This window comes from Jatrophihabitans lederbergiae, assembly GCF_031845305.1.
GTDB lineage: Bacteria > Actinomycetota > Actinomycetes > Mycobacteriales > Jatrophihabitantaceae > Jatrophihabitans_A > Jatrophihabitans_A lederbergiae.
This window is the reverse complement of record NZ_JAVREH010000002.1, coordinates 157,963-170,479: the sequence shown is the minus strand read 5'-3', so window position 1 is coordinate 170,479 and position 12,517 is coordinate 157,963. Positions and strand designations below refer to the sequence as shown.

Genomic DNA, 12,517 nt, shown 5'->3' with positions numbered 1-12,517 from the left:
TGGGTAGTCAGCGCAGGCCGGTGACGATCAGCTCGGCCTTCTGGAATTCCTTCACCGACGAGTAACCGCACTTGGCCATCACCCGGCGCAACGAGCCGAACAGGTTGCGCTCACCGCTCGGGTCCGCCGTCGGGCCGGTCAGCACCTCTTCCAGGGACGGCCGGTCCTCCGGCTCCAGTCCCAGGTCGATCAGCGCCGACCGCGGCACCCGAGGGTGCGAGGCGGTCGGGTCCCAGTACCGTCCGCCACCGGGTGCCCCGGACGCGCCGGCCAGCGCCTCGCCGAGCATCACGGCATCCGCGCCGCAGACCAGCGCCTTGGCCACGTCGCCGCCGGTGGTGATGTCGCCGTAGGCGATCAGGTGCACGTACCGGCCGCCGGTCTCGTCGAGGTAGGCGCGCCGTGCCGCGGCGGCGTCGGCGATGGCGGTCGCCATCGGCACGTCGATGCCCAGCGCCGAATGGGTCGTCGAACCGGAGTGCGCGCCGTAGCCCACGATCACGCCGGCCGCGCCGGTGCGCATCAGGTGCAGTGCGGTCTGGTAGTTCGTCACGCCACCGACGATCACCGGGATGTCCAGGTCGGCAATGAAGGTCTTGAGGTTCAGCGCGTCGTCGGCGGCGTGCTCTGAGGCGACGTGCTCGGCCGAGATCACCGTGCCCTGGATGACCAGCAGGTCCACGCCGGCCTTCAGCACCTCGGGCGACAGGGCGACCGTCTTCTGCGGCGACAACCGGACGGCGACCCGGACGCCGGCGGCCTGCAGCTCGGCGGTCCGGCGACCCAACAGCTCCGGCGAAACCGGCTGGGCATAGATCTGCTGCAGCGCGGCGGTGGTGCAGCCGGCCGGGTCGGCAATCCGGGCGAGCACCTCGGTGGGGTCCTCGTACCGGGCCCACAGTCCCTCGCCGTTGAGCACCGCGAGCCCGCCCAGCCGCTCGATCTCGGCGGCCGAGCCCGGTGACACGACGGCATCGGACGGGGCGGCCACCAGCGGCAGCTCGAAGGTGTGCGCGTCGATCTGCCAGGCGGTCGACACCACGGACGAGCCACGGGTACGCCGGCTGGGAACGAGGGCGACCTCGTCCAGGTGGTAGCCGCGACGCGCCTCGCGGCCCAGTCCGATCTCAACGGTCTCAGGCATGGGTCGAAGTCTGCCCTACCGGCGCGCGGCGCTCCGTGCCCGCCTCGGCTGCAATCATGCTTGTCATGTTCCGCATCGCGTTTCTCGAGCCCAGGATCCCGCCGAACACCGGCAACGCGATCCGGATGGTGGCCGCGACCGGCGCCGAGCTGCACCTGATCGGCCCGCTGGGCTTCGACCTGTCCGACAGCAAGCTGCGCCGCGCGGGGCTGGATTACCACGACCTGGCCTCGGTCACGGTTCACCAGGACCTCGCCAGCGCCTGGCTGCGCCTGCTGCCCGCGCGGGTTTTCGCCTTCACCACCAAGGCGGCGACGGTCTTCACCGACGTCCGGTACCTGCCCGGTGACGTCTTGCTGTTCGGGACCGAGCCGACCGGCCTGCCGCCGGAGGTGCTGGCCGATCCCCGCATCACCGGGCAGGTCCGGATTCCCATGCTGCCGGGACGCCGATCGCTGAACCTGTCCAACTCGGCAGCCGTTGCGGCATATGAGGCCTGGCGCCAGCACGGCTTCGCGGGCGGGGTATGACGACGCAGTATGACGGGGGCTGCCCGGACGGGCATGATCGCCTCATGACGACTGCACCCTACGGATCGTGGACCTCGCCCATCACCGCCGCTGACCTGGCCAGCAAGGGCCATCCGGTCTCGGGCGGCCAGTTCCTCGGCAACGAGGTGTGGTGGACGGAGCTGCGCCCCGCCGAGGGGGGCCGGCAGGCGGTTCGTCGCCTCGATGCCGACGGGCAGGCCATCGACGTACTCCCCCCGCCGTGGAACGCCCGGACCCGGGTGCACGAGTACGGCGGTGCCAGCTGGACCGGCACCGCGGGCGGCGCGCTGATCTTCACCGAGTTCACCGACCAGCGGCTGTACCGGCTGGACCCCGGTGCGAACGAGCCGGTACCGCTCAGCCCGGAACCCGCTGTTCCGGCAGGGCTTCGTTACGCCGAGCCGCAGCTGTCGGCCGACGGCAGCGAGCTGTGGTGCGTCCGCGAGAGCCACGCCGAGGACGGCACGATCGTCCGCGATATCTGCGCGATTCCCGTGGACGGCTCGGCGGCCGCCGATTCCTCGCGGGTGCGCTCGATCGTCTCGGGATCGGACTTTCTCAGCGGCGCGAGGCTTTCCCCGGACGGCGCCCGGTTGGCCTGGATCGCCTGGAACCATCCGCAGATGCCGTGGGACGGCACCGAACTGAGGGTTGCCGAGCGCGGTGCGGACGGCAGCTGGACAACGGTTCGGACGCTGGCCGGCTCGACGACGGAGTCGCTGCTGCAGCCGGAATGGCGCGACTCGGACACCCTGTACGTGATCAGCGACCGGACAGGCTGGTGGAACCTGTACAGCGTCGGCGTGACGGCCGAGCCGAAACTTGTCCCGCTGTACCCCGTCGAGGCGGATTTCGGCGGCCCGATGTGGACGCTCGGCGGGTCCTGGTACCGCCCGCTTGCTGACGGGCGACTGCTGACGGTTCGCACGTTCGGCTTGGACACGCTGGGCATTCTCGATCCGGCAACGGGCACGCTGACCGACGTAGACCTCGGCGACCAGACCACGCTGTACCTCGGCGACGTGCGCGACGGCGAGGTGCTGCTGCGTACCGGCGGGGCCAGGACGCCGTCCGGGCTGCGGCGGTTGCAGCTGCCCAGTGCGGATTCCACCGTCGTCCGGCTGTCCGCCGATGACCTGCCCGACACCAGCTACCTGTCCCAGGCCCAGGCCATGACCTTTCCCGGGCCACAGGGACGCGAGGTGCACGCCATCGTGTACCCGCCTGCCAATCCGCATTTCACCGCGCCCGACGGGGAACTGCCGCCGTACGTCGCCTTCGTGCACGGTGGTCCGACCGCTCATGTGACGCCGGCGGCAAGCGTCGGGACGGCGTACTTCACCAGCCGCGGCATCGGGATCATCGACGTCAACTACGGCGGCTCGACCGGCTACGGGCGCGAGTACCGCGACCGGTTACGCGGCCAGTGGGGCATCGTGGATGTCGAGGACACCGTGGCCGCGGTGCAGGGCCTGGCCGAGGCCGGACTGGCCGATCCGGCTCGCCTGGGCATCGAGGGTGGCTCCGCCGGTGGCTGGACGGTGCTGTCGGCGCTCACCAGCACCGATGCGTTCGCCTGCGGTGTCTCCTACTTCGGCGTGGCGGAGCTCATCCAGTTCGCTCAGGACACCCACGACTTCGAATCCCGTTATCTGGACGGCCTGATCGGTCCGCTGCCCGAGGCGCGGGAGCTGTACGAGACCCGTGCGCCGGTGAACAACGTCGACGGTTTGTCATGCCCGGTATTGCTGCTGCAGGGTCTGGACGATCCGGTGGTGCCGCCGTCGCAGGCCGAGATGTTCCGCGATGCCATGGTGGCAAAGGGAATTCCGCATGCCTACATCGCCTACGAGGGGGAGTCGCACGGCTTCCGGCGGACCGAGACCATCATCAACTCGAGCGAGGCCGAGCTGTCCTTCTACGGCCAGGTGTTCGGCTTCGCAACGCCCGGCGTGCCTACCTTGCAGCTGTGGCACCCGGAGGCGTAGCGGTACTGAGCTAGCGGCTGGCTTCGGCGCGAAATTAGCTGCCTCACCCACGATCCGTGCCTGGTCCGGTGAGGCGCGGCTCGGCGGAGCAAGTCCCTCTTCAGCTCGGAAGTTGCTGCTCGCTGCAGTGGCGGGGCCGGGGAGTGCCGACACTTCGCCCGAGTCCCGATCACCTTGGGTGCAGGTGCCAAGGCCTCTTCTCGTGAAGCAGTTTTGTCAGACCCTTTCCGTAGTGTCTGGTGTATGGCATTGACGGGGGTGGGCGAGGTAGCGGCGGTGGTGGCTGCGTCGGCTTTGCCGGGCGCGGTTGCCGCCTTGGTCGTGGCGCCATTGTCCCCGCTGTCTGATAATGAGCTGCTGGATATCGTGCGTTCGGCTGAGGGGGCGCGCCGGCAGTTGGAGGCCTTCGATGCGGTGCTGATCGCCGAGCTGGAGGCCCGGAACGTCGCGGGTCGGTTGATGATGCGCGGGTCCAAGCAGGTGCTGTCGGGGGTGCTGAACCTGTCTGCGGCTGAGTCCTCGTCGCGGGTTCGGCACGCCCACGAACTCGGGCCCAGGCTCAGTCTGTCGGGTGAGGTGTTGCCGCCGGTGCTGCCCTTGACCGCGGCCGCCCGGGCGGAGGGTGGCATCACCGCCCGGCATGTAGACGTCATCATCCGCGCCATGGGCACCCTCCGCGCGGCGTCGCTGCCGGTTGAGGACCAGGCCGAGGCGGAGGCGTTCCTCGTCGAGCAGGCCCTGTGTTTTGACCCGGGGACGCTGAGCGGGATCGCCCGTCAACTGGTTGACACCCTGGACCCGGACGGCCGGCTGGCCGATGAGCAGTCCCAGCGGCGGCGGCGGTTTCTGAGCTGCCTGCCCCGCGGGGACGGGATGTACCGACTTACCGCCGACCTCGACACCGACACCGCCGCCCTGGCGATGACCGTGCTGCACTCCCTCGCCGCGCCCGAGCCGGCCAAGTCAAAAGTGCCGGGAGAGCGCGCCGAACCCGGCGACCGCGGGGAGTCCGGTAACCGCGGTGACGGTGGTAAGTCGGGTGAGCGGGATGAGCGCACCGCCGGGCAACGGATGCATGATGCGTTCCGCTCGATCCTCAAACTCGCCCTGCGCTCCGGGGAACTACCCACCTCAGGTGGGGTACCAGCGACCGTGCTGATCACCATGACCGCCCAGCAGTTCGAGACCGGCACCGGACTGGCCTCCACCAGCTACGGCCAAAAACTGTCCGTCGCCCAGGCGCTACGACTGGCCGACCAAGCCAGCATCGCGTGGATCGTGCACAACAGCAAGGGCGGGCTCCTCAACTACGGCACCACCCGACGCACCGCCAGCACCACCCAAACCCTGGCGTTGATCGCCCGCGACCAGGGCTGCGCCTTCCCCGGCTGTACCGACCCACCCGAATGGACAGAAAAACACCACATCAAACCCTGGGCAGAAGGCGGACCCACCAACCTCGACAACCTCTGCCTACTCTGCGACCACCACCACGACCGCATCAACACCGGCGGCTGGACCATCACCATGCGACACGGACTGCCCTGGTTCACCCCACCACCCTGGATCAACCCCACCCAACAACCACAACGCAACACCCGACCATGAACCACGCCCTCTGCGCCATCCGCCCGCGGCCCATGGCGCAGGAAACCGACGACGGCTCAGGACAGCGACCGGATATCAGCAGGAAGCCCGTCGCCCCGCAGCAGCTCAGCGCCGGTGTCGGCCAACGCGGTGAGCGCCAACCGTTGCGTCCAGGGGCCGAACGACACCCGTGCCACCCCCAGCTCCGCGAGTTCGGACGGCGACGGCGTGCCCGGCGCCGCCAGAATGCTGACCTTGCGCTGCCCGATGCCGTCCACCAGCCGGGCGATGACCTCAGCGCTCAGCTTTCCTGGCACGAAAACACAGTCCGCCCCGGCGTCCAGAAAAGCCCTGCCGCGCTCGATGGCATCCGCCAGCACGGCATCGGCATCTCGGTCCCCCGTCATCAGAAAGGCGTCGGTGCGAGCGTTCAACACAAACGGCACGCCCTCGGTCTCGGCCGCGTTGACCGCCGCGCGCATGCCTGCGACCGCCTCGGTAAGTGGTCGCAGCTGGTCCTCGATATTTCCGCCCACCACCCCGACGCCGACCGCCCTCCGGACGGTGTCACCCACGTCGCCATAACCGGCTTCCAGGTCGGCAGTCACGGGTAGGTCGACCGCGGCGACGATCCGGCCGATGGCCGCGAGCATCAGGTCGAATGGAATCTGCTCGCCGTCCTCGTACCCGTGTGAGGCGGCGATGGAATGGCTCGCGGTCGCCAGCGCACGGCAACCAGGCAGACCGGCCACCACCTTCGCGCTGGCCACGTCCCACACGTTGACGAGCACGAGCAACTCGGGCTCGGTGTGCAACCGACGGAGCAGATCAGCTTTGTCGCGCACCATCGTGTCGTACAGAGTCATGCCCGCACTCTAGGCAGGGTGCGGGCATGAACGGTGCTGCGAAGCCGTCAGCGGCTGGTGTAGTTCGGGGCCTCGGCCGTCATCCAGATGTCGTGGGGGTGCGATTCTTTCAGGCCCGCGGCAGTGATCCGCACGAACTGGCCGTTGTCACGCAGCTCCGCGAGGTTGTGGGCACCCACGTAGAACATCGACTGCCGCAGTCCCCCGATCAGCTGATACGCCACCGCCGACAGCGGCCCGCGGTAGGGCACCTGGCCCTCGATGCCCTCGGGCACCAGCTTGTCGTTGTCGGTCACATCGCCCTGGAAGTACCGGTCCTTCGAGTACGACTTCGCCCGTCCACGGGTCTGCATCGCACCCAGCGAGCCCATCCCCCGGTAGGACTTGAACTGCTTGCCGTTGATGAACACCAGCTCGCCCGGTGACTCGTCACACCCGGCCAGCAGCGATCCCAGCATCACCGTGTCGGCACCGGCAACCAACGCCTTGGCGATATCGCCGGAGTATTGCAGTCCGCCATCCCCGATCACCGGCACGCCCGCGGCCTTGCACGCCAGCGCCGCCTCGTAGATCGCGGTCACCTGCGGAACACCCACGCCGGCAACCACCCGCGTCGTACAGATCGAACCCGGCCCGACACCGACCTTGACGGCGTCAGCCCCGGCATCCACCAGCGCCTGCGCCCCGGCCCGGGTCGCCACGTTGCCGCCGATGATGTCGACGTGCGCGGCGGAACTCTCAGCCTTGAGCCGGCGGATCATGTCGGTCACCCCGGAGGCGTGCCCGTTCGCGGTGTCGACGATCAGCACATCCACGCCGGCCTCGACCAGCGCCATCGCACGCTTCCACGCGTCGTCGAAGAAACCGATCGCGGCACCGACCCGAAGCCGTCCGGACGGGTCCTTCGTCGCCAGCGGAAACTGCTCGCTCTTGGTGAAGTCCTTGACCGTGATCAGGCCCTGCAGCCTGCCGTCGGCATCCACCAGCGGCAGTTTCTCGATCTTGTGCTTGGCCAGCAGACCGAGCGCGACGTCCTTGTGCACGCCGACCTGGGCGGTGACCAACGGCATCTTCGTCATCACGTCCGACACCGGACGGGAGTAGTCGTGCTCGAAGCGCAGGTCGCGGTTGGTGATGATGCCGACCAGCAGCCCGGTCGCGTCCACCACCGGAAGACCCGAGATTCGGTAACGGGCGCAGAGCGCGTCGACCTCGGCCAGGGTCGCGGTGGGGCTCGTGGTCACCGGGTGGGTCACCATGCCGGCCTCGGACCGCTTCACCAGGTCGACCTGCTGCGCCTGGTCCTCGATGGACAGGTTGCGGTGCAGGATGCCGATACCGCCCTCGCGGGCCATCGCGATCGCCAGTCGAGACTCGGTCACGGTGTCCATGGCCGCGGACACCAGCGGCAGCCGCAGCGAGATGTTGCGCGAGAGCTTCGCCGAGGTGTCAACCTCGCTCGGGATGACGTCCGTCGGCCCCGGAAGCAGCAGCACATCATCGAAGGTCAGGCCCAGCGTCGCGAACTTGCCGGGGACCCCGTCGGTGGTACTGAGTTCACTGGGCACTGCGCTGGTTGGCACTGCGCTGGTTGGCACTGCGGTCTGGTCGGTGCTCACACAAACTCCTTGATGCCGGTATCTCATAGTACGGCCGCCGCAGGCACCCTCCCCACTCGACAAAAACCTCGACCCGGCCCGGGTACCCCCTGAGAACCGGCTATGACAAACATCAGGGGAAATCAGGGTTGCCCCCACTGCCGCCCGGGCCGCGAAGCGACCACGCTATGAGCTGCACCTGATAGCGGTCAGATCAACCGACAGCAACCCGCAACGACCGGCAATTCTCGAAAGGCGAGTCCATGAAACCGTCCGCAACCGCGGCCGCCGGCCAGGCCGAAGCCAACCACGCCGACCAACCCCCAACCGACCGAGCCCAAGCAACCGATCCCCAAAACCCACTCCAGCCAGCCCAGCACCGCCAGCTGGCCGCCCGTGCCATCGGCCTGAGCAAGGTCTACGGCAGCGGCGACACCCAGGTCCGCGCGCTCGACGACGTGTCCGTCGACTTCGCACGGGCGGAGTTCACCGCGATCATGGGTCCGTCCGGCTCGGGCAAGTCCACCCTGATGCACTGCCTCGCCGGTCTGGACGTCGCCAGCTCCGGAATGGTGGTGATCGGCGCCACCGAACTCACCGGCCTGTCGGACAAGAAGCTCACGCAGCTGCGCCGGGATCGGATCGGCTTCGTGTTCCAGGCGTTCAACCTGGTCCCGACGCTGACCGCACTGGAGAACATCACGCTGCCGATGGACATCGCCGGTCGCAAGCGCGACGCCGACTCCCAGGCCTGGCTCGACTCGGTGATCGACACCCTCGGGCTGCGCGACCGGCTCAGCCACCGTCCGTCCGAGCTCTCCGGCGGGCAGCAGCAGCGGGTCGCCTGCGCGCGGGCGCTGGCCGGACGGCCCGACATCATCTTCGGCGACGAGCCCACCGGCAACCTGGACTCCCGGTCCTCCGGCGAGGTGCTCGGCATCCTGCGGCAGTCGGTCAGCGCGCTCGGCCAGACCGTGGTGATCGTGACGCACGACCCGCGGGCGGCCGGTTACGCCGACCGGGTGGTGTTCCTCGCCGACGGCCAGATCGTCGACGAGCTGCGTGAGCCCACCGCCGACAAGGTCCTGGACCGTATGAAGAACCTCGAGCAGGTGTAGGCGCAATGGCCATCACAGCAAACCCAGCCATGCGCAAGGTCTCCCTGCGCAATGTGGCCTCCCACAAGATCCGGCTCGCCCTGACGGTGCTGTCGGTGGTGCTCGGCACGGCCTTCGTCACCGGCTCGTTCGTCTTCACCGACACCCTCGGCCGCACCTTCCACGGGTTGTTCGCCGATGTCGCCAAGGGCGTCGACGTCCAGGTCAGCGGCGCGGACAGCGCTGGCAGCGGCGTTCCGGTGGCGGACGTCGCCAAGATCAGCGCGGTGCCCGGCGTGCGTGCCATCGACCCCCAGTTCGAGTCCCAGGTGGTTCTGCTCGCCGCGAACGGCAAGCCGGTGAAGGGCGGCGGCGCCCCGAGCATCGGACGGTCCTACTCACCGCCCGACGAGCTCATCGGTGACCCGTACCGGTTCGTCGCCGGGTCGCCGCCGGCGAAACAGGGTGAGATCGCCTTGAACAAGGGGGCGATCAAGCTCGGCAACCTCGCCGTCGGGGCCCACACGAAGGTGCTGGTTCCCACCCGCGGCACGGTGGACGTGACCATCTCGGGGATCTATGACACCAAGGCCGACACCGGCGGCTACGTCGAGGCCCTGTTCACCCGGCCGCAGGCGCTCGCGCTGTTCACCGACGGCAAGCACGTCGGCGCGGTGAACGTCGCGGGCAGCGGACTGTCGCAGGAGCAGCTCCGCGACCGGATCAGCGCCGCGGTACCCGGCCTGACGTACAAGACCGGCAAGCAGGTGACGGACCAGGCGCAGGCCGACGTCACCACGGCCCTGAAGTTCGTCAACTACTTCCTGCTGGCCTTCGGCGCCATCGCGCTGCTGGTCGGAACCTTCATCATCTACAACACCTTCTCGATGATCGTGGCCCAGCGACTGCGCGAGCTGGCGCTGCTGCGCGCCATCGGTGCCAGCCGCCGCCAGGTCAGCCGGTCGGTGCTGCTGGAAGCCGGCATCGTCGGCCTCACCGGCAGCATCATCGGCATCGTCGGCGGCGTCGGCCTGGCGTACGGACTGCGCGCGCTGCTCAACAGCTTCGACGTCGGCCTGCCCGGCGGCGCGCTGCAGTTGCAGCCGCGCACGATCGTGGTCGCGCTCGCCGTCGGCATCATCGTCACGATGTTCAGCGCGTACACCCCGGCCCGGCGCGCTGCCAAGATCCCGCCGGTGGCCGCCATGCGCGAGGAGTTCGCCTCGACCGGCTCGTCGCTGCGCGTCCGCACGGCCATCGGCGCTGCCTTCGGCGCCCTCGGTGCGGTCGCCATGGTTGCAGGTGCGCTCGCCAAGGCGGGCGGCGGCGCGGCCAGCCTGGTCGGCCTCGGCACCCTGCTGCTGATCATCGCCGTACTGCTGGCGGCACCGGCCCTGTCGCGTCCGATCATCGGCGCGGTCGGCGCCCCGGTGGCGGTCGGTTTCGGCTCGGTGGGTCGGCTCGCCCGCACCAACGCCGTGCGCAACCCGCGCCGGACGGCAGCCACCGCGTTCGCCCTGACTCTCGGGCTGATGCTGGTCACCGCCATCGCGGTGTTCGGCAGCTCGGCCAAGCGCAGTATCAACGCACTCGTCGACAACGGCGTCACGGCCGACTACATCCTGACCGGCCCGGACGCCATCGGCGTACCGGTGGGTGCGGGAGTGGCCGCCGGCAAGGTTCCCGGCGTTGCGACCGCCGTCGCGCTGCATCCGATACCGGTGCGGATCGGCGGCGAGGAGGCCGAGGGCACCGGCGTGGACGGCGCGATCACCTCCGTGGTTCCGTACACGCTGATGCGTGGCGAGGGCACCCTCAGTGGCCACAACGTGCTGGCCTCGGAGAAGTTCGCCGCGCAGCGGCACCTGAGCGTCGGCAGCACCGTCGCCATGGCGACACCGGACCAGCGGACGGTGACCGCCACGGTCGCCGGAATCTACGCCGACAACCAGCTGCTCGGAAGTTGGCTGGGCTCGGGCGCGCTTTACCGCGAGGTCGCCCCGTCCTCGAACCTGACCGACATAGTGGTTCTGGTGAAGGCTCAGCACGGCGCCGACCTGGCCGCGCTACGCACGAATCTCGAAAAGGCCACCGACCAGTTCCTGGTGGTGCAGGTCCAGGACCGCGACCAGTTCAAGGGACAGCAGGCCACCCAGATCAACTCACTGCTGGCGGTGCTCTACGGCCTGCTGGCACTGGCCATCGTCATCGCCGTCCTGGGCATCATCAACACCCTGGCCCTGTCGGTGGTGGAACGCCGTCGCGAGCTGGGCATGCTGCGGGCCATCGGCGCCTTCCGTAGCCAGGTGCGGCGCACGATCTATCTGGAGTCGATGCTGATCGCCGTCTTCGGAGCGGTCGTCGGAGTGGCACTGGGGCTGACGTTCGGCGCGCTGTTCGTTCGGACGCTGCGTGACCAGGGACTCGATCACATCTCGGTACCGGTCACCCAGTCGGTTGTGATGCTGGTGCTGGCGGCGGTGGTGGGGGTGCTGGCGGCCCTGTGGCCGGCCACCCGGGCGGCCCGTACCCGGCCGCTGGAGGCCATCGCCGACCTCTGACCCAGATATCGACTGTACGAAAAAAACTCAAGAAGTTGGAACCGACGGCTCTGCGAGCGTTACCTTTATGAGTGTGAACTCCCACGACCCGTTCTCGGCTCCGGACAGCGGACCTACCGATCCGTTTCTGGGTGACCCCAACGATCCGTCCAAGTTGCTGGACGAGCTGGACCCGGTCGAACCGCTCACCGACACAGACCGCAAAGAGATCGCCGCGGATCTGGCTGAGCTATCGGAGTTCCAGGCGGCACTGAGCCCGCACGGGATTCAGGGCATCGTGGTCGACTGCGGAGATTGCGGCGAACAGCACTACTTCTCGTGGGCGCTGATGGCCAGCAATCTCCGCAGTTTGCTGGGACACGGCCGTACCGGCGTGCACGAGCCGGCCGCTGAACCGCTGACCGACTCGTACGTGACCTGGGACTACGCGCGCGGCTTCACCGACGCGCTCGCCCACCGCAGCTGACCCACCCCACGGCTGCTCAATCACCGCCGCTGACCAGCCACTGCCGCTAACCGCCACTGCCGCTAACCGGCGGAAAAAGAATCTTTCGTCAGCGCCCATCCGGTGGACAAGTCGCTCCGAACCCCTTCCTGAACGTGCTCACCAAGGTCCAGCGTCCGGAATGGGGACTTTCCGAAGTTCCTCAGTGACTCTCCGTCACCTTCCCGATACTGTCTCGTTGGACCATGTGGACAGGTAGTGCCATTTCACGGGCAGAGAGTTCGGGAGGTTCCCGTGGCGGATGTGTCTCGTTTGCCTGCGCCGCGTGCCGAGGATTGGGATTGGCAGATTCAGGGCGCGTGCCGCGGCCTGGATTCGGCGACCTTCTTCCACCCGGAGAACGAGCGCGGCCCGTCCCGAGCCCGCCGCGAGCGCGCCGCCAAGCAGGTGTGCGCCTCTTGCCCCGTCACCCAGGCCTGCCTGAACTGGGCGCTGCGCACCCGTGAGCCGTACGGCGTCTGGGGTGGCAAGTCGACGGAAGAGCGCGTGCAACTCATCCGGACCCGAGCCAGCTAGCGGCGCTCGAGCCAGCGGGCGCCGGCAGAACCAGCGGCGCTCGAGCCAGCGGGCGCCGGCAGAACCAGCGGCGCTATGAACTCGGGCCATCTGGCAGCGAGCAC

10 protein-coding genes are annotated in these 12,517 nt (G+C 68.7%); 7 read left to right on the top strand and 3 right to left on the bottom strand.

The features are described 5' to 3' along the window. Positions 1–7 precede the first annotated feature (7 nt). The gene (locus RM423_RS02350) at positions 8–1,144 is read right to left on the bottom strand and encodes a GuaB3 family IMP dehydrogenase-related protein (RefSeq protein ID WP_311421380.1); all 1,137 of its coding nucleotides are present in this window, start codon (positions 1,142–1,144) and stop codon (positions 8–10) included. Between the two features lie 65 nt (positions 1,145–1,209). On the opposite strand from RM423_RS02350, the gene RM423_RS02345 reads away from it, so the two are divergent. The 3 genes from RM423_RS02345 (at position 1,210) to RM423_RS02335 (ending at position 5,291) form a co-directional block, all read left to right on the top strand. Beyond that, positions 1,210–1,674, top strand: a complete 465-nt coding sequence (locus tag RM423_RS02345) for a tRNA (cytidine(34)-2'-O)-methyltransferase (protein WP_311421379.1) — start codon at positions 1,210–1,212, stop codon at positions 1,672–1,674. Positions 1,675–1,718: 44 nt separating this feature from the next. Beyond that, positions 1,719–3,683, top strand: a complete 1,965-nt coding sequence (locus RM423_RS02340; RefSeq protein WP_311421378.1) for a S9 family peptidase — start codon at positions 1,719–1,721, stop codon at positions 3,681–3,683. 243 nt (positions 3,684–3,926) lie between these two features. Continuing rightward, positions 3,927–5,291 (top strand): HNH endonuclease signature motif containing protein, encoded by a 1,365-nt coding sequence (locus RM423_RS02335; RefSeq protein WP_311421377.1) that lies wholly within the window; start codon positions 3,927–3,929, stop codon positions 5,289–5,291. Positions 5,292–5,347: 56 nt separating this feature from the next. Here the strand turns inward: RM423_RS02335 and RM423_RS02330 are convergent, their stop codons facing one another. Both RM423_RS02330 and guaB read right to left on the bottom strand, forming a co-directional pair. Further along, positions 5,348–6,136 (bottom strand): isocitrate lyase/PEP mutase family protein, encoded by a 789-nt coding sequence (locus RM423_RS02330; RefSeq protein WP_311421376.1) that lies wholly within the window; start codon positions 6,134–6,136, stop codon positions 5,348–5,350. Positions 6,137–6,183: 47 nt separating this feature from the next. Further along, on the bottom strand, positions 6,184–7,704 hold the full coding sequence (gene guaB, locus RM423_RS02325; RefSeq protein ID WP_311421486.1) for an IMP dehydrogenase: 1,521 nt from the start codon (positions 7,702–7,704) through the stop codon (positions 6,184–6,186). 293 nt (positions 7,705–7,997) lie between these two features. On the opposite strand from guaB, the gene RM423_RS02320 reads away from it, so the two are divergent. The 4 genes from RM423_RS02320 (at position 7,998) to RM423_RS02305 (ending at position 12,413) form a co-directional block, all read left to right on the top strand. Continuing rightward, positions 7,998–8,852, top strand: a complete 855-nt coding sequence (locus RM423_RS02320) for an ABC transporter ATP-binding protein (protein WP_311421375.1) — start codon at positions 7,998–8,000, stop codon at positions 8,850–8,852. A gap of 5 nt (positions 8,853–8,857) precedes the next feature. Then, the gene (locus RM423_RS02315; protein ID WP_311421374.1) at positions 8,858–11,392 is read left to right on the top strand and encodes an ABC transporter permease; all 2,535 of its coding nucleotides are present in this window, start codon (positions 8,858–8,860) and stop codon (positions 11,390–11,392) included. 67 nt (positions 11,393–11,459) lie between these two features. Beyond that, on the top strand, positions 11,460–11,858 hold the full coding sequence (locus tag RM423_RS02310) for a DUF5319 domain-containing protein (RefSeq protein ID WP_311421373.1): 399 nt from the start codon (positions 11,460–11,462) through the stop codon (positions 11,856–11,858). Between the two features lie 273 nt (positions 11,859–12,131). Next, positions 12,132–12,413 (top strand): WhiB family transcriptional regulator, encoded by a 282-nt coding sequence (locus RM423_RS02305; RefSeq protein WP_311421372.1) that lies wholly within the window; start codon positions 12,132–12,134, stop codon positions 12,411–12,413. Positions 12,414–12,517 lie beyond the last annotated feature (104 nt).